This is a genomic window from Achromobacter sp. MYb9, assembly GCF_002975275.1.
Lineage (GTDB): Bacteria > Pseudomonadota > Gammaproteobacteria > Burkholderiales > Burkholderiaceae_B > Achromobacter.
Genome location: NZ_PCOQ01000015.1, coordinates 107,021 through 123,002 on the forward strand (window position 1 = coordinate 107,021; position 15,982 = coordinate 123,002).

At 65.4% G+C, this 15,982-nt stretch carries 16 protein-coding genes; 10 read left to right on the forward strand and 6 right to left on the reverse strand.

Features of this window, described 5'->3' with window-relative positions; translation table 11 throughout:
• Positions 1-2: 2 nt before the first annotated feature.
• On the reverse strand, positions 3-1,430 hold the full coding sequence (locus tag CQ050_RS20390) for a PLP-dependent aminotransferase family protein (protein WP_233214186.1): 1,428 nt from the start codon (positions 1,428-1,430) through the stop codon (positions 3-5).
• A gap of 84 nt (positions 1,431-1,514) precedes the next feature.
• Here CQ050_RS20390 and CQ050_RS20395 point away from each other — a divergent pair, with 84 nt between their 5' ends.
• The gene (locus CQ050_RS20395) at positions 1,515-1,973 is read left to right on the forward strand and encodes an N-acetyltransferase family protein (RefSeq protein ID WP_369868549.1); all 459 of its coding nucleotides are present in this window, start codon (positions 1,515-1,517) and stop codon (positions 1,971-1,973) included.
• Positions 1,970-2,614 (forward strand): FMN-dependent NADH-azoreductase, encoded by a 645-nt coding sequence (locus tag CQ050_RS20400; RefSeq protein WP_105558643.1) that lies wholly within the window; start codon positions 1,970-1,972, stop codon positions 2,612-2,614. The genes CQ050_RS20395 and CQ050_RS20400 overlap by 4 nt, the downstream gene beginning before the upstream one ends.
• A gap of 140 nt (positions 2,615-2,754) precedes the next feature.
• On the opposite strand, the gene CQ050_RS31155 is transcribed toward CQ050_RS20400, so the two are convergent.
• Complete coding sequence (locus CQ050_RS31155) at positions 2,755-2,946, reverse strand: hypothetical protein (RefSeq protein WP_233214187.1); 192 nt, start codon at positions 2,944-2,946, stop codon at positions 2,755-2,757.
• A gap of 16 nt (positions 2,947-2,962) precedes the next feature.
• On the opposite strand from CQ050_RS31155, the gene CQ050_RS31160 reads away from it, so the two are divergent.
• Positions 2,963-3,223, forward strand: a complete 261-nt coding sequence (locus CQ050_RS31160) for a hypothetical protein (RefSeq protein ID WP_233214188.1) — start codon at positions 2,963-2,965, stop codon at positions 3,221-3,223.
• 58 nt (positions 3,224-3,281) lie between these two features.
• Here CQ050_RS31160 and CQ050_RS20410 read toward each other — a convergent pair whose 3' ends face one another.
• The 4 genes from CQ050_RS20410 to CQ050_RS20425 all read right to left on the reverse strand — a co-directional run bounded on the left by CQ050_RS20410 (position 3,282) and on the right by CQ050_RS20425 (position 8,236).
• Positions 3,282-4,265 carry a transporter gene (locus CQ050_RS20410; protein ID WP_369868550.1) on the reverse strand — a complete coding sequence of 328 codons (984 nt, stop codon included), beginning with the start codon at positions 4,263-4,265 and terminating at the stop codon, positions 3,282-3,284.
• A 22-nt stretch (positions 4,266-4,287) separates the two neighbouring features.
• Positions 4,288-5,679: a DUF1254 domain-containing protein gene (locus CQ050_RS20415; protein ID WP_199196881.1), complete on the reverse strand. Its 1,392-nt coding sequence runs from the start codon at positions 5,677-5,679 to the stop codon at positions 4,288-4,290.
• Positions 5,680-5,906: 227 nt separating this feature from the next.
• Positions 5,907-7,490, reverse strand: coding sequence for a TerC family protein (locus tag CQ050_RS20420; protein ID WP_105558646.1), 1,584 nt, complete (start codon positions 7,488-7,490; stop codon positions 5,907-5,909).
• A gap of 362 nt (positions 7,491-7,852) precedes the next feature.
• Positions 7,853-8,236 (reverse strand): hypothetical protein, encoded by a 384-nt coding sequence (locus CQ050_RS20425; protein ID WP_105558647.1) that lies wholly within the window; start codon positions 8,234-8,236, stop codon positions 7,853-7,855.
• Between the two features lie 115 nt (positions 8,237-8,351).
• Here CQ050_RS20425 and CQ050_RS20430 point away from each other — a divergent pair, with 115 nt between their 5' ends.
• The 7 genes from CQ050_RS20430 to CQ050_RS20460 all read left to right on the forward strand — a co-directional run bounded on the left by CQ050_RS20430 (position 8,352) and on the right by CQ050_RS20460 (position 15,954).
• Complete coding sequence (locus CQ050_RS20430) at positions 8,352-9,158, forward strand: gluconate 2-dehydrogenase subunit 3 family protein (RefSeq protein WP_233214190.1); 807 nt, start codon at positions 8,352-8,354, stop codon at positions 9,156-9,158.
• On the forward strand, positions 9,151-10,917 hold the full coding sequence (locus tag CQ050_RS20435; RefSeq protein WP_105558649.1) for a GMC family oxidoreductase: 1,767 nt from the start codon (positions 9,151-9,153) through the stop codon (positions 10,915-10,917). Before CQ050_RS20430 ends, CQ050_RS20435 begins: the two co-directional genes overlap by 8 nt.
• A 2-nt stretch (positions 10,918-10,919) precedes the next feature.
• Positions 10,920-11,813 (forward strand): c-type cytochrome, encoded by an 894-nt coding sequence (locus tag CQ050_RS20440; protein WP_105558693.1) that lies wholly within the window; start codon positions 10,920-10,922, stop codon positions 11,811-11,813.
• Positions 11,814-12,147: 334 nt separating this feature from the next.
• Positions 12,148-12,549, forward strand: a complete 402-nt coding sequence (locus CQ050_RS20445) for a hypothetical protein (protein ID WP_105558650.1) — start codon at positions 12,148-12,150, stop codon at positions 12,547-12,549.
• A gap of 59 nt (positions 12,550-12,608) precedes the next feature.
• On the forward strand, positions 12,609-13,322 hold the full coding sequence (locus CQ050_RS20450) for an MgtC/SapB family protein (protein WP_105558651.1): 714 nt from the start codon (positions 12,609-12,611) through the stop codon (positions 13,320-13,322).
• Positions 13,323-13,368: 46 nt separating this feature from the next.
• The gene (locus tag CQ050_RS20455; RefSeq protein WP_105558652.1) at positions 13,369-13,770 is read left to right on the forward strand and encodes a DUF2946 family protein; all 402 of its coding nucleotides are present in this window, start codon (positions 13,369-13,371) and stop codon (positions 13,768-13,770) included.
• A 48-nt stretch (positions 13,771-13,818) separates the two neighbouring features.
• The gene (locus CQ050_RS20460; RefSeq protein WP_105558653.1) at positions 13,819-15,954 is read left to right on the forward strand and encodes a TonB-dependent siderophore receptor; all 2,136 of its coding nucleotides are present in this window, start codon (positions 13,819-13,821) and stop codon (positions 15,952-15,954) included.
• The last annotated feature ends 28 nt before the right edge of the window (positions 15,955-15,982 follow it).

Consider the following 15,982-nt stretch of genomic DNA (forward strand, 5'->3'; position numbering starts at 1 on the left):
GCCTACATCAACGCCTTGATCCGCAGGCCCAGCGCATGGGCTTGCGTTTCCGAGGCGATGTTCGTGAAGCCGAGCAACAGGCCCTCGTGGGGATTCGGCAGCGAGGACCAGCGCGACAGCGCGTGCGCATACATGCCCTGCTCCCGCATCCGCGCCGCCAGCGGCTGATCCCATTGCCGCCCGTCCATACGCGCCACCAGGTGCATGCCGCCGGGCTGCGGATCGATACGCATGCCCGGCCCGAGCGCGGCGGCCAGGCCAGCGGCCGTGGCGTTGCGCCGTTCGCCGTACAAGCGCCGCATGCGCTGGATGTGCCGGCCGAAGTGGCCTTCGGTCATGAAGGCCGTGAGAATGGACTGGGTCAAGCCCGGCGCGGTGCCCGACAGCAGCCGGCAGATCCGGTCGAAACGCGCCACCTGCGCCGCCGGCACCACCAGGTACGCCAGCCGCATTCCCGGAAACAGCACCTTGCTGAACGAGCCGGCATACAGCACGCGCCCTTGCGCATCCAGGCTTTTCAATGCGGGCAAGGGCCGGCTGGCATAGCGGTATTCGCCGTCATAATCGTCTTCGACGATCCAGGCTTGCTGCCGTTCGGCCCATTCCAACAAGGCTTGCCGGCGTGGCAGCGACAAGGACATCGACAGCGGGCTTTGATGCGCCGGCGTCACCACGGCCGCCTTCGCGTCGGCGCACCGCGCAATTCCCTCGGCCACCATCATGCCGTCCTGATCCACCGGCACGGGCGCCGCCTGCATGCGGGCCTGCGCCAGCAAGGCGCGCGTGGGCGGGTAACCCGGGTCTTCCACCCACACGCGGTCGCCCGGGGCAAGCAGCGCCTGCATGACCAACTGCATCGAATGGTTGTAGCCCGAGGTGATGAACACCTCGGATGGCTGACAGTGGATACCGCGCGCCACTTGCAAATAGGCAGCGACGGCGGTCCGCAATCCCATCAACCCGTTGGACGGCGGATAGGACAGGTCTGGCGCCTGCAGGCCGCGCAACTGCCGGGCGCCCAGCCGCGCCCACAGCTTGCGGGGAAATTCGTCCAGGGCAGGAACTCCCATCTGGAACGGCAGGATGACCGCCGGGCGATGCCAGCCGTGCCCGTCGTCAGGCGTTTCCGGCACTGGCAAGACCGCGGCCGGTGGCGCTTGCGGCTGCAGGTCGGGCGCGACGATCGTGCCCGCCTGCCCACGCGCCTGGATGTAGCCTTCGGCGACCAACAACGAATACGCCACTTCGACCGTGCCACGCGCCACGCCCATTTCCTTGGCCAATGCGCGGGCGGAAGGAACGCGATCACCCGGCGCCAGCGTGCCTTGCGCGATCGCGCCGCGAAACCGGTCGTAGATCTGGCGATAGAGCGGATTCCCGTTGTCGGGGGCCAGCGGCGGCATCCCGTCCTTCGGGCGTTGGTCAGTCATGGCATAGTCCAAAGTTCAATTTATGGCCCTTTAAATTATGTCATGGTCTTTCTACGATGACGTCTCGTCCTCCTTGAATCACTCATGAATGCCTCTATGACCGACTTCGTCTTAAAACCTATCGACACCGATGACGAATTGCGCGCCTGCTTGCCGCTGATGCGCGAACTGCGGCCGCATCTTTCCGGCGCGGACGACTTCGTTGCGCGCATCACCCGCATGCGCGCCGACCGTTACCGGCTGCTGGCCGCCGTCGACGCCGGTCAGGTCGTGGCGTTGGCCGGCTACCGCTATCAGGAAAACCTGATCTACGGCCGCTTCATGTATGTAGACGACCTTGTCGTGGACAGCACGCGGCGCGGGGGCCGTTGGGGCGCCCGCTTGCTCCAGGCGCTGGACGGGATGGCCCGCGATGCGGGTTGTGCCAGGTTCGTTCTGGATACGGGCTTGTCCAATGCGTTGGCCCAGCGCTTCTACTTCCGTCAAGGCCTGTTGACCAGCGCCATCCGTTTCAGCAAGTCTTTGGACGCCTCCGCCGCATGAGCATTCTTCACATCACCTGCAGCCCGCGCGGCCGCGAATCCGAAAGCCACCGCCTATCGCAACGCATCCTGGACCGCTTGATCGCGGCCGCGGGCCCCCAGGCGCCCCGGATCGTTGAAATTGACGCCACCGCCCTGCCCCATGTGGATCACGACTACGCCGCGGCGTTGAGCGCGCCCGCGGACCCGGCGGACGCGACACTGGGACGCGGCGCGCTGCGGCAGTCGGCGCAATTGATCCAGGCATTGCAAGACGCCACGCATATCGTCATTGCCACGCCGATGCACAACTTCACGGTGCCGTCGTCCTTGAAGGTGTGGATCGACCATGTCGTGCGCGTGCGCAGCACCTTCCGCATTACCGCCGAAGGCAAGATCGGCAACCTGCCGGACCGGCCCGTGTACGTCGCCATCTCGTCAGGCGGCGAATTCTCGGGCGGGGCCGCGCGCCAGCCCGACTTCCTGACGCCTTATCTCAAGCATGTGCTGGGCACGATCGGCCTGCGGACCGTGACGTTCTTTTCCGTGGAGGGCACGGCGCGCGGCCCAGATGCGCTGCAAGCGGCCCGCCGCCGCGCCGACGCCGACATCGCCGCGCATCCGGCACTGGCGGGCGGATCGCCCGCGTCTGGTGATTCCTGATCCTTGCTGGCTTACCGGACACTTCAGGCACATCCGGCCCGACGGCGGAAACTAATCCGCCGCCGGCCATCCTATTTAAGCGTGTCGCATTGACACCATGAAAACCGGCGCACTACGCTAGGCCGCAAAAGCCCGCGCGATCAGGCGGGCGGCGTATTCCCCCCAACCCGCATCAATAGGCCGGAGACGCATGTGATGACCCTGTACCGGGCAGCGCTTTCCGCATTCATATTTTGCGCCGCGTTCAGCGCCTTTCCGTCCCCTGCCCATGCCGCGTGCAGCGACAAAAAAATACTGTCGATGTCGGACGAAGGAAAATCGGTGAAGTCCATTGCGAAGGCATGCAACATGCCGGCCGCGAAAGTGCGGGCGGTGGTCGACAGCGACGACGGCGACGAGGCCGCGGCGGCGTCTTCCCAGGCCCCTGCCACGACAGTGAAAAAGCTGCCGTCGGGCGCGGGGGTCGCCACGTGCGATTGCCAGGGCACCGTGCCGTATGGCGACAAGGCGCCCGAACTCCGGTGCCAAAGCGGCGTGTCCATCGCGACGCCCTGCGCCGGCTACTGCCCGCCGCGCGGCGTCGCGCCCTGGCGGCGCGTGTGCAGCTGATCGCCGCGGCGCTCGCCCGCCCGCCCGATTCACACGATTATTCGCACTGATTTTGGCGTCAGAACACCAGGGTGGCGGTGCCCATGAACGTGCTGGTGCTGTCGAGCCGGTTCGTGCTGCTGATGGTGGGGACCCAGCGCAGGCTGAGGGACAGCGAGCGCTTGTCGGCCAGCTTCGTATCGTAAGTGACGATCGGGCCCAGCGCCCAGTCGCGGCCTTTGAAGCCGTTGAGCCGATCCGCCGTGGGCCCCTTGTCGCTGCCCAACTGCTGAATGGTGCCCAGGACAAGCCCCGCGCTGACGCCATTGCTGAAGGTCTTGCGACCCATCACGTCCAGGCTGAACAGAGGCGCATTGCGATAGTCGGTGGCGTTGTTGTGTGTGTAGAACTGCACCCCCGCCACCGTGTCCAGCTGGAAGCCGGACTCTGGAAATATCTTGGTATAGGCCACCTGGGGAATGAAGGTCCAGTTGTTCAAACTGGGGTTGGCCATGTCCCGGGCGTTGTACTTGCCGGTGGGCGCCCAGATGTTCAGGCTGACCGCCATGTGCGAGGTTTCTGAAAAATGGTAGCCGGCAATAATCGGCGAAAAGTACAGGTCGAACAGATTCGACGCGGTATCGCTTTGCCCGATCGTGCGGCCGCCCGGGCCGCTGAGCCTGGAATCCACTTTCGTCCAGACGTAGGGCAAGGTAAAGCTTGAGGCGAAGTTCCAGCGTCCCGGTCCGGTGTCCCAGGTTTTGAGCACGGTGGCCAGCGTGAACGCGACTTGCCCGTCCAGCCCCAGCGAGGTGCGCCCGCCCACCGGCACTTCGCGGCTGCCGCCGACCGTGCCGTCCAGATAGATCTGGGCGAAATTCACGGCCCAGATCGGTTCGGGCGAAACGATGCCCGCGTTCGGCTGCACATTGGTGCCCGTGATCTGGCGGCCCAAGGCGCCTTCCGTTGCCATGGACGCCGTCGGCGCGGTCAGCGCCGCCAACGTGATCCATGGCGCCATCGCATTGCGCAAGCGGGGCCGGCGCGCGCGGTTCGACGTCATTGCTTCCCCTTTTTCGTGTGCCTCAAGGCGCCAATTCGGCCTGGGGCAGCTTCCACGTACCGTTCAGAACCTGGGGCTTCGGGCCGTAAAACCGGGCCACGATGTTGAAGCGCCCTTCCGGCGCCGGCAACCAATTCGACTCTTTGTCCTTGCCCGGGCTTGCATGCTGCACGTAAAGCGTCAGCGACCCGTCCTTGCCCCGTTTCAGCCCTGGGGTGCGGTCGCCAATCGCGTAGCGCTGGATCGGGTTGTCGACCAGGTGGCGGCCCGGCAAGTCGTACATCGTCATGGACCAGAAGAACTGGACCGGGGGCAACTGGCCTGGTTCAAAGCGAATCTGATAGGACTTGCCGCCCTCAAGCGGGCGTCCCTGCGCGTCTTCCTCATAGCCCAGGTAAACGGCCTCTTCGGACGAATTGCCGTAAATGCCCATGGCGGCGGCGACCGCCCGCTTCGTATAGTCGTTGCCCAACGCCGCGCGCGAACCGAACAGGCCGATGGACGAACGCGTCTGCTTTTCGGCCTGCAAGAGCGCCGCCTTGCCATCCGCCACACCCTGCTCGATCGCGGCGCGCGTGGTGACGTCGAGCCTGGCGGCGTCGAAGGGCTTGCCCGGCCCGATGCCGATCAGCGCGAAACGCCGCATCATCTCCTGCTCTGCCGCCGGCTGCGGTTGCGTGAACGCCAGCAACGCGTTCAGGTAGGCAATGAAGTCCACGGAGGTGGCTCGCTGTTCATCCCACGGCAGCCAATCCACATGGGCGGGCGCCGCGGCGGGCGGCGGATGCCGCAAGAACTCGCTTAGCGGACGCAATTGGTATTTGGCTTGCAGCGCCTTCACGTTCTTGACATCCGACGGCCCGTTCAGGCTAGTGCGCCCCAGGATACCGATGAAGTCCGTCTCGGACGAGAGCACCTTCGTGATGCCCTTCGGCTTACCGCCATCCCAACGCGGCCCGGCGATCAGGTAATTGCCCGCGCCGAAACCCGTGGCGCGCACGCCAGCGTACGCGAAGTTGTAGGTGTACAGATCCACCATCTGGAAGACGTTGTACCGGTCTTTCGGCGTGGCGGGCAGGCTCAACACCCAGGGTTCGGCGCGCAAGTCCAGCCAGGCCCACGAGTAAGGCGTGTCGTTGTTCGGCGTGACGATTTCGCGATTTTCCGGCGTGTACGGTTGCGAATAATGGCGAAACTTGCCGAAGCCGCCCACGTAGTTCTTGCTGCCGCGATCAATCGCCTGCCCGTACATCGTCTTGTAGTTGTAGAGCATGGGGTAGGCATAGAGGTATGCCTCCTTGGCGATGCTGCGCAACGACTCGTCGTGAATCGGCGCTGGCCGGGTGGCGCAGCCCGCCAAGAGCGCCAGCACCGACAAACCGCAAACGGCCAGCGTGCTACGAAGGGTTGCCACAGGATCAAACGGACGAGCGGTTCCTGCCCTGCTTGCTGCGATAGACCTCGTACTGCCCATGCTTGCTCTCCACGTAGGAATCACAAAATGCAAAGACACGCTGTCGAGCCGAAGCCCCTGTTTTTGAATCAGCCGCAAGAGAAAGAGGCGTTACATCAGCTGCAATATTCGCACAGAGTCTTGCGTTCCCAAAGCAGGACGCAAGCACAAGGGTCCCGTCCCCGCCCTTAGTGGGGCTTGGCATGCGCCTGCGTGTGAGATGCGGGGCGTGCATGCATCTGGTCCACGCGCAGGCCGTCCCGCCGGGTTACCTCGAACGCCCAGCCATGCAGAGGGATGGTGTCTCCGGCGTCAGGGATCCGGCCGACGGCGCGCAACAGGCAACCTGCCAGCGTGGCGTCGGGATAGTCCTCGGCCAGCGCCGGGGCATTCAACAGCCTCGCCGCCTCCCCGATCGACAAACGCCCTTCCAGCAGCCACGAACCGTCCGACAATTGCAGGGCTTCCGGCTGGTCGTCGCTATGCTCGGGCAAGTCGCCCGCCACCGCCGTCAGCACGTCCATCGGCGTCACGAGACCTTCGCAGACGCCGTGTTCGTCCACCACGATCAGCATGTGGTCGCGCGAGGCGCGCAGCTCATCCAGCACTTTCAGCACCGGCGTCGTTTCCATGACATAGCGCGGTTCACGCGCCAGCTCAACCAAGTCGATCGGACCCGGGTTCTGCAGCAACGGCAGCACTTCCTTGAAATGCACCACGCCCAGCACGTTGGACGCCTCGCCGGCGCACAGCGGCAGGCGTGAGTGGCCGGTGGCGAACTTGCGCACGATGACGTCGGGCGCGTCCGACACATCCAACCACGTCATGTCGCCGCGCGGCACCATGATCGAGCGGACATCATGCACGCCAATCGACAGCACGCGCTCGATCATCGAACTTTCTTCAGGCGCAAAGGCGGGTTCGTCGCCCGCGCTGTCGACCAGCGCCACCACGTCGTCGGCTTGATGCCCCGGCTGGCCCGCCCGGCCAGCACGCAGCAGGCGCAACACGGCTTGGGCGGTGCGTTGGCGGCGCCCCAGCGCGTGCGTGCCGCGGGCGCGGTTGCGGCGGGCCAACTGATTGCACAACTCGATCAGAATCGAGAAGCCGATGGCGGCATACAGATAGCCCTTCGGCACGTGGAAGCCCAGGCCTTCGGCCACCAGGCTGAAACCGATCATCAGCAAGAGGCCCAGGCAAAGGATCACGACCGTCGGATGGCGCCCCACGAATGCCATCAGCGGACGGCTGGCCACCATCATGACGGCCATCGCGACAACGACCGCGATCATCATGATGCTCAGGTCCTGGACCATGCCCACCGCAGTAATGACGGAGTCCAGCGAGAACACGGCATCCAGCACGACGATCTGCAGGATCACCTGCCAGAACACGGCATGTTGCGGTTTCTGGCCGCCGTCGTGCGACGCGCTGCCTTCCACCCGTTCATGCAGTTCCATCGTGCCCTTGAACAGCAGGAACAGGCCACCCAGGATCAGGATCAGGTCGCGGCCGGAGATCTCGGCCCCCCACACCGTGAACAGCGGCGCCGTCAACGTGACGACCCACGCAATACTGGCCAGCAGGCCCAGGCGCATCACCAGTGCCAGCGTCAAGCCGATCAGGCGCGCGCGATTGCGCTGCTCGGGCGGCAGTTTGTCGGCCAGGATGGCGATGAACACCAGGTTGTCGATGCCCAGAACAATTTCAAGAATGACCAGCGTCGCCAAGCCGAGCCAAGCGGTAGGGTCGTTCATCCAGTCGAAAATCATCGTCGGTCCACGGTAAATGGGCGAGCGCGCACGGAGGCGCCGCCTTGCTGAAAAGGAGATGCGAGATCAAGCGTGGGGAGCCAGGCGAGTGGCGGTGGCGCACGGCATGCCAGCAACGGCGTTGCGGCGAGGGGCCGGGCCAAAGCGGCGTTCCGGAAACCGGACGCCAGGCAAAGAAGAGGAAGTGATGGCGGGCGCCGCGGCGCCCTGGTAGGAAGGGGGTCTTCGGTCATGGTGGGCGGAATTCGCGAGCTGCCCTTGGGGCAGCGCCAGCGCGTGAACACCGCCGTGCTCTCGTTCTTACAGGAACCTGAATATTACCTCAAACGCGCCGGAGCGCGAAGTACGGCGGCGTGCCGCTGCTAGCGTGGATCCGCGCCGCCGCCGGAACCCGACGACGCGCCAGAGCCTGGCATGCCCGCGTTGTCGGGCGCACCGGTTTTACCGCCGGGCGTCTTCTGGCGGTCACGCGTATCCGCGTCGGGCTCCTTCTGCCCAGGCGCCGAATCCGGCTTGGACCCCATGCCCTTTTCTTCAGTCGAGGGCATTTTTTTCTCATCAGGCGTGCGAGCGCCCGGGACGGGTTTACCGATGGCGTTCGCGGGAGCCGTCTTCTCGTCCGGCGTAGGCATGGGTTGTGCTGGAGCGGCCGCTTGAGCAACCAGGGTCGTGCTGGTGGACTGCGCCCAGGCCTGCCACGGCAGGATTGCCAGGCCGAACAGCAGTAGCAGTTTGTGGCTTTTCATGGTTGTCTCCAAATGGAAAACAGTGACAAACTAAGCGCCGACGGATAACGAGTTGGTGCGGGATCTCTTTCACCCAGGGGCAAGTCGCGTGCCTGCCCCGATGCTGGAGTGATGCATGAACGATCAACCCTCGGACGATCTTTCTCCTGACCCTCAACGACAGGACGACCCGCCAGCCCCCGGGCGGCGCGGCCTGCTCAAGGCCCTGGCCGTTGGGGTACCTGGCGCCGCCTGGGCCGTCACGGCCCGCAGCGCGCCCAGCGAAGCGCCCCCCGCGACGGGATCAGGCCAGGCGCCCCACCCCGCCGCCGCCTCGTCTCGCACCCTGACCTTTTTCAATGCCCAGGAAGCACGGGCGATGGATGCGATCGCTGCGCGCCTGATTCCGGCCGACGAATTGGGCCCGGGCGCCAAGGAGGCCGGCGTCACCCGGTTCCTGGATGGCCAGTTGGCCGGCGCCTGGGGCGCGGGCAGCCAGTTCTACCGCCAGGGCCCCTTCGAGAAAGGCACGCCGGAACAGGGTTACCAGTTGTCGTTCACGCCCGCCGAGATGATCCGGCGGGGTCTGGCCGCGCTGGATGCCGCCACCCGCAAGCAGGACGGCAAGCCCTTTGCCGAATTGGATGAAGCCAGACAGGACGCCTGGCTCCATGACCTGCAGGCAGGTAAACCGGATTTTTCACCGCTGCCTTCCGACGTGTTCTTCCAGGCCTTGCTGGACGCCACCATCGAAGGGTTCTTCTCCGACCCGCTGTATGGCGGCAATGCTGACATGGTCGGATGGAAGCTGGTGGGGTTTCCAGGCGCGTTCGCCTCGTTCTCCAACGACATCGAACGGCATGGCGTCATTTGGGCCGGCAAGCCCGTATCCATCGCGAACGCCACGGGACATACGATGAAGCCGGGAGACGGACATGGCTAAAACCTTACCCGCGGTAGACGTGGCGATCATCGGCGGCGGTTGGACAGGGTCCATCATCGGCAAGGAACTGGCCGCGGCCAAGCAGCGCGTGGTCGTGCTGGAGCGGGGCCAGCCCCGTTGGCCTTCGCCGGATTTCCAGGGGCCGAACGTCCACGATGAACTGAAATACACGCGCCGGCACGAACTGCACCAGGACGCCGCCACCGAAACGTTCACCTTCCGCAATAACACCGACCAGAAAGCCCTGCCGATGCGCCGCTGGCAGTTCGCTTATCCCGGCACGCATCTGGGCGGCGCGGGCAACCACTGGTCCGGCGCGTACTACCGCTTCGATCCCACGGATTTCCGTATCCGCAGCCACTACACCGAGCGCTACGGCGCCGGCATCTTCGACAAGGAATTGACCTGTCAGGACTGGCCGCTGACGTATGACGAACTGGAGCCCTACTTCGACCGCTACGACTATCTGATCGGTGCGTCCGGACAGGCTGGAAACATCAAGGGGCAGAAGCAGGAAGGCGGCAATCCGTTCGAGCCGTGGCGGTCGCGGCCGTATCCGAATCCGCCCATGAAGGTGCCTTACGCACCGGCGCTATTCGGCGAGGCGGCCAAGAAGCTGGGCTACCACCCCTATGTTCAACCCTCCGCGCTCTGTACCCGGCCTTACGTGAATTCCGAAGGCCTGCACATGAGCGCCTGCGTCTACTGCGGGTTCTGTTCCAACTTCGGCTGCGAACACTTCGCCAAGGCCTCGCCGCAGGTCTGTATCCTGCCGGTGGCGATGAAGATGGAGAACTTCGAAATCCGCACCGGCGCCCATGTCCTGCGCGTTGAGCTCACCCCGGATAAAAAGCGCGCGCGCGGCGTGACGTATGTGGACGCCGCCGGCGAAGAAGTCTTCCAACCGGCTGAAATCGTGGTGTTGTGCGCGTTCGGCATCAATAACGTGCGGCTGCTACTGCTCTCCGGCATCGGCAAACCCTATGACCCCGTCACGGACACCGGCGTCGTGGGCCGCAACTACACGCACCAGACCACGTCGGGCGTGAACCTGTTCTTCGACGAATCGGTCAACATCAATCCCTTCATGGGCGCGGGCGCGGTGGCCGTCACCATGGATGATTTCAGCGCCGACAATTTCGACCACGGTCCGCTGGGATTCGTAGGCGGCGGCTATCTGCAGATCCAGGTCGTCAGCGGCGCACCGATCGGCTACCACCCCACGCCCAAGGGCACGCCCTCGTGGGGCGCCGACTGGAAAAAGGCGGTCAAGCGCTACTACAACCATTCCGCGTCCATCACCATCACGGGTTCCGCCCAGCCCTGGCGTGGCGGCTACCTGAGCCTGGACCCGACCTACAAGGACGCCTGGGGGCTGCCGCTGCTACGCGTCACCTATGATTTTCCGGACAACGACATCCGGATGTCGGCCTTCCTGACCAGCAAGGGCGATGAGATCGGACGCGCGATGAAAGGGATTGCGCGCACCGAACCGGGCCCACGCAAACGTCCGTTCTCGGCCACCGCCTACCAGTCCACGCATTTGACCGGAGGCGCGGCCATGGGCGACAACCCCGACACCAGCGTCGTCAACCGGTACGGGCAAAGCTGGGACGTGCCCAATGTGTTCGTGACGGGCGCGGCGTTGTTTCCGCAGAATTCGGGCTACAACCCAACAGGCACCGTGGGCGCGACCGCCTACTGGATCGTCGAAAAAATCAAGGCGGACTATCTGCGTTCGCCGGGGCGGCTGGTGTGATCATGATCGAACATCGCAAAGGCATCACCATCGCGGTCCTGCTGATCATGGCGCCGCCGCTTGTCACGCTGATCGCCACCGCGCATCAGATGATCGGCACGGGCGGCGAAGGCCTGATCCGCGCTAGTGCCGTCATCGCGCCGCCGGCCCCGCCGACCGCATCCAAACCGGCGGCGCCAGCCAACACGCCCGCTCCCGCCACGGCTGCCGCTCCGGCCTCGCCCGCCGCTGCCCCCGCTGCCGCAGCGCCGGTACCTGGCCGCAGCGCGCTGGATTTCAGCGCGTCGCGTCCCGACTGGGAAGGATTCTTGCGCGGTGCCGACCCGGAAGCCGGCAAGCAACTGGCCGCCAACGGAAAGCCCGGGGCGGGTGTGCAGGCTTGCATTGCCTGCCACGGTCCGGCGGGCATCACGCCTACTGGCGGCATCTTTCCGAATCTGGCCGGCCTGAGCCGCGAGTATCTGGCCAAACAGCTGGCCGACTTCCGTAGCGGAACGCGGGTCCAGCCGCTGATGAACACCGTGGCGCGCGCGCTGACTGAACAGGAGATTGGCCAGGTGGCAGCCTATTACGGCACCTTGGCCGGCCCGCCGATGCACGTGGGCGAATTCGGCGGCGACGCGGCGCGCAAGCTGGATCTGCAAGGCGACGGCGCGCGGGCGCTACCTGCTTGTGCCAACTGCCATGGACTGCGCGGCATGGGCGAAGGCCCCTTGCTGCCCAGACTGGCCGGCCAATCCAAAGAGTATTTCACGGACCAGATGAATGCCTTTCGCAATGGCTCACGCCAGAACGACGATGTGGGCGTGATGCGCGCGTTCTCGCAGCGCCTGACCGAAAGCGAAATCGAGGCGCTGGCGCTGTATTACGCCGGGCCGCCGCCGAAGCCGAAGTGATGACCGTCCGCGCCGCGCGACCCGCGGGGCGGACAAATTTTCCTGGTGTTTACCCTAAGTAAACGCTATACTCGCGGCACTTCCAACCACCTAGAGATCACTGTGGACAACGACGGATGTAGTCGAAAACCGACTGCTCGCGCCGCTTGACGCAGGATCCGCGGAATCCCTCTTCCGCGTGAGTCCTGCGATCAGCCAGGACTTGGGCTTTCAGCCCCTCTTCCCCTACAGCTTACCGACACGATATGCGGGCCTTGTTGCGCGCGTGCCATACCGGTTAAGCGGCGCATGCCTGTGGACCTTCCACCGTACTCCCCTGTCAAGGAGACGACCCATGCGTATCAAGAAATTCTTCCCGTTCCTGGACCGGGCCCACGACGCCCGCGCGATCCAGCCTGCCGGCGGCGGCGGCTCTCCCGCGCTGCGCGCCATGCCGGCGCGCGCGCCCGTCACGCCGCTTTATCAATTCACCATCGTCAGCCTTGGCGCCACGCTGAACACGCTGCGCAAACAGCTGTACTACGAACTGCAGGCGCTGGACCTGCGCGTGGTCGCGGTGCGGATTTCGCGCGTCGACTCCGACCAGTTGGCGTCCACGGTCGTCACGCTGCATTGCCCGCCGCATCTGCGCGGCTTGCTCAACGCCGTCGCCCTGCGCCTGGGCCAAAGCCCCGACGTGCGCCGCGTGCATTGGGAAAACGAAGGCGGCGCCTCCATCGCCGTGCTGCCGGCCTGAACGGCGGGCCTCTGGCAAGCCCGCCGGCCACACCCTATAAGCTGAAAAGGGGAATAACCATGAAGAACTTCGAGAACATCCAATTCCTGACGTTGGCCAATACGCTCGTCAGCCTCATGACCGCCTTCGTGCTGGGCTCGATCGTCGGATTCGAACGCCAGTTCCGCCAACGCACCGCAGGGCTGCGCACGAACGTGCTGGTCGCGGTGGGCGCCGCCATCTTCGTCGACATGGCGTTCCGGATCGGCGGCGCGGACGGCGGCGCGCGCGTCATCTCTTATGTGGTGTCGGGCGTGGGCTTCCTGGGCGCTGGCGCGATCATGCGTGAAGGCGGCAGCATCCGCGGGTTGAACACCGCCGCCACGTTGTGGGGCTCGGCCGCCATCGGCGCCTGCGCGGGAGCATCGCTGATGCTGGAAGCCGTGGCCGCCACGGCTTTCGTGCTGGCGGCCAACACCCTGCTGCGGCCCGTGGTCAGCTACGTGAATCGTCAGCCGCTGGATTCGCAGACCACGGAAGTCACCAACGTGATCCACGTCATTACAAACCTGGAACACCGCCAGGCCGCGATGACCGTGCTGGAAGACGTGCTGGAGGCCGAACAGCTGCCATTGTCGGAATTGAAAATCGACCAGTTTGGCGAGAACGAAGTCGAAATCGAAGCCGCGCTCAGCGAAGCGTCCGTCGATGAGCTTGACCTGGACCGCGTCACCGCAAGCATCGCCGCATCGCCCGCCGTGCGTACCGCGTTCTGGGCCGCCCGCACCGTGTGACCCCTCGGGACGATCAGCGCGAAACGCACTAGAATGGGCGCCGACCATGCGCCTCTCCCTGACGACCTTGAACCGTGGCAACGCCGGCCTTTGGCTGGTGTTGATGCTGTTCGTGCTGAAGGCGATGGTGCCGCAGGGTTTCATGCCCGCCACGCAAAGCGGCACGCTGATCCAGTTGTGTTCGGCCGCCGGCCCCATCTGGGTGGCCGGTCCGTCCAGGCAGGACAACGCGCCCGACGAGCGGCACGCAGCGCAAGCCGCCACCTGCCCGGTCGGCATGGCACTTGCCGCCGTCGCGCTGCCGCCCTCGCCCGTCGTGCTGTCGGCGGCGTTGGCCGTCATGGCGCATCCCCTGGCCGCGCGGGCCCCGCCCGGCCCCGTCCACGCGTCCATCACAGGCGCCCCACTCGGCGCCCGCGCGCCACCCCTGCTCCCGGTATTTCGCTAAACCCTGCGCCGCCTGCGCGCGGCAACCCTTAGCTTACCGAGAGCACTCATGCCTTTTCCTTCCGCCAGGACGCACCGCGTCCTGAAGCGGCGCGTGGCCATTTGGACCGCGCTCGCCTTCACTCCCACCCTGCATGCGCAGTCGACCCCGGTCGCCACGCTACCCGTCATCTCCGTGTCCGGCGATACGCTTGCGCCGACGTTGCTTGAGCAGGCGTCCACCGGGACCTTGCTGGGCCTGACGCCTTTCGACACGCCCGCCAGCATCGACATCATCAGCAACGAGCAACTGCGCGCCCGGGGCGCCACCACGGTCACGGATGCCATCACCCAGGCAGCGGGCATCAGCGCCATGCGCCATCCCGGCAACGGCGGCTCGTCCTTGTCTTCGCGCGGCTTCACCGACTCCAACTCTGTCGCCCAGCTCTATGACGGGGTGCGCCAATACGGCGGGGTCGGCCAGACCTTCATCTACGATCCCTGGGCCGTGGACCGCATCGAGGTGCTGCGCGGCCCGGCCTCGGTGCTGTACGGTGAAGGCGCCATTGGCGGCGTCGTCAACGTGATCCCGAAAAAGCCCACTCGCGGCCCCATCGAAAACGAGCTGATGACGACGCTGGGCACGCACGACACCCAGCGGTTTGGCTTCGGCAGCGGCGGCGCGCTGGACGACAAATGGTCGTACCGACTGGACGTCAGCGGCAACCACACGGATTCCGGCATCAGCCTGGGGGATTCGCGCGATGCCGCCGTCACCGCCGCGTTGCGTCTGGACGTGTCGCCCGACCTGAATTTCACGCTGACCCAGGCGTACGCCTGGCAAGAGCCTACGCGCTACTTCGGCACGCCGCTCGTCGACGGCTCGCTGGACTATGGTCTGCGCAAACAGAACTACAACGTGGCCGACAGCAAAATCATTTACCGCGACAGCCGCACCGAGCTCAAGGCCGAATGGTCGCCCAACGCCGGCACCACGGTGCGCAGCCGGCTGTACTACATCGGCAGCAACCGCGACTACCGCGATGTCGAAAACTACACCTGGACGCCGGCTGGCCAGATCCTGCGGAGTGGCTACACCGAGATCGGCCACGACCAGGAGCAGACCGGCATGGTCTCCGACGCCTCCTTCGACGGCCATCTGTTCGGCCTGTCGAACAAAGTGGCGGTGGGCGTCGAACTGAACCGCGCATCGCTCAAGCACACCAATAATTCGCCCTATTCGGGAACGTCGCGGGTGGACCCCTACGACGTGGACCACGGCCGCTTCATCAATGTGGCCGGCACGACCCCGCGCTACCGCAATACGGCCAGCCAGTACGCCCTGTTCGCCGAAGACCGGCTGATGCTGACCTCGCGCTGGTCGGTGCTGGGCGGATTGCGTTACGACCACATCGACCTGAAGCGGCGCGACCTGGTAGCGGGAGAAACGGCTTTCCGCAGCACCTACACCAATGTGGGCTGGCGCTTGGGCACGGTCTATGACGTGCTACCCACCTTGTCGGTCTACGCCCAGTACGCGCAAGCCGCCGACCCGATCGGAAGCCTGTTGCTGCTGTCGCCCGCCAACAAGAGCTACGAGCTGTCGCAGGGAAAGCAGATCGAGATCGGCGTGAAACAGACGTTCTGGGATGACAAGGGCCAATGGACCCTGGCGGCCTATCACATCACCAAGAACAACCTGGTCACGCGCGACCCCAACGACCCCGCGCTGCGCATCCAGGTGGGCGAACAATCGTCGCGGGGACTGGAGGCCACGCTGGGTGTCGAGCTATCGCCGGCTTGGCGGCTGGACCTCAATGCCGTGGCGCTGCGGGCGCGCTATGACGACTTCAATGAGTCGGTCGCCGGCGTGGCGGTATCGCGCAACGGCAACGTGCCTGCCGACGTGCCGGAACGCGTGGCCAATGCGTGGATCAGCTGGAAGTTCGCGCCGCAATGGACGGCCAGCGCTGGCGTGCGCTACGTAGGCAAACGCTACGCCGACGCGGCCAACCGGCTGGAAATGGCAGGCTACACCACGACCAACCTGGCGCTGCAATGGGAGCCGCGGCGCGACCTGAGCCTGGCGCTGCGCGCCTTCAACGTGTTCGATCGCCAGTACGCCGAAACCGCCTACTACAACCAGACGCAGTGGCTGCTGGGTGAAGGCCGGCGGGTCGAGCTCAGCGCCAACTACCGCTTCTGACCCGCTGCGGGCCGGGCCCGCGTGTACA

What these genes read in the sequence shown, in the direction of transcription:
- CQ050_RS20390 (WP_233214186.1), bottom strand. Translation starts at nt 1,430, where the DNA reads ATGACTGACCAACGCCCGAAGGACGGGATGCCGCCGCTGGCCCCCGAC.
- CQ050_RS20395 (WP_369868549.1), top strand. Translation starts at nt 1,515, where the DNA reads ATGAATGCCTCTATGACCGACTTCGTCTTAAAACCTATCGACACCGAT.
- CQ050_RS20400 (WP_105558643.1), top strand. Translation starts at nt 1,970, where the DNA reads ATGAGCATTCTTCACATCACCTGCAGCCCGCGCGGCCGCGAATCCGAA.
- CQ050_RS31155 (WP_233214187.1), bottom strand. Translation starts at nt 2,946, where the DNA reads ATGGACTTCACCGATTTTCCTTCGTCCGACATCGACAGTATTTTTTTG.
- CQ050_RS31160 (WP_233214188.1), top strand. Translation starts at nt 2,963, where the DNA reads ATGCCGGCCGCGAAAGTGCGGGCGGTGGTCGACAGCGACGACGGCGAC.
- CQ050_RS20410 (WP_369868550.1), bottom strand. Translation starts at nt 4,265, where the DNA reads ATGACGTCGAACCGCGCGCGCCGGCCCCGCTTGCGCAATGCGATGGCG.
- CQ050_RS20420 (WP_105558646.1), bottom strand. Translation starts at nt 7,490, where the DNA reads ATGATTTTCGACTGGATGAACGACCCTACCGCTTGGCTCGGCTTGGCG.
- CQ050_RS20425 (WP_105558647.1), bottom strand. Translation starts at nt 8,236, where the DNA reads ATGAAAAGCCACAAACTGCTACTGCTGTTCGGCCTGGCAATCCTGCCG.
- CQ050_RS20430 (WP_233214190.1), top strand. Translation starts at nt 8,352, where the DNA reads ATGAACGATCAACCCTCGGACGATCTTTCTCCTGACCCTCAACGACAG.
- CQ050_RS20435 (WP_105558649.1), top strand. Translation starts at nt 9,151, where the DNA reads ATGGCTAAAACCTTACCCGCGGTAGACGTGGCGATCATCGGCGGCGGT.
- CQ050_RS20440 (WP_105558693.1), top strand. Translation starts at nt 10,920, where the DNA reads ATGATCGAACATCGCAAAGGCATCACCATCGCGGTCCTGCTGATCATG.
- CQ050_RS20445 (WP_105558650.1), top strand. Translation starts at nt 12,148, where the DNA reads ATGCGTATCAAGAAATTCTTCCCGTTCCTGGACCGGGCCCACGACGCC.
- CQ050_RS20450 (WP_105558651.1), top strand. Translation starts at nt 12,609, where the DNA reads ATGAAGAACTTCGAGAACATCCAATTCCTGACGTTGGCCAATACGCTC.
- CQ050_RS20455 (WP_105558652.1), top strand. Translation starts at nt 13,369, where the DNA reads ATGCGCCTCTCCCTGACGACCTTGAACCGTGGCAACGCCGGCCTTTGG.
- CQ050_RS20460 (WP_105558653.1), top strand. Translation starts at nt 13,819, where the DNA reads ATGCCTTTTCCTTCCGCCAGGACGCACCGCGTCCTGAAGCGGCGCGTG.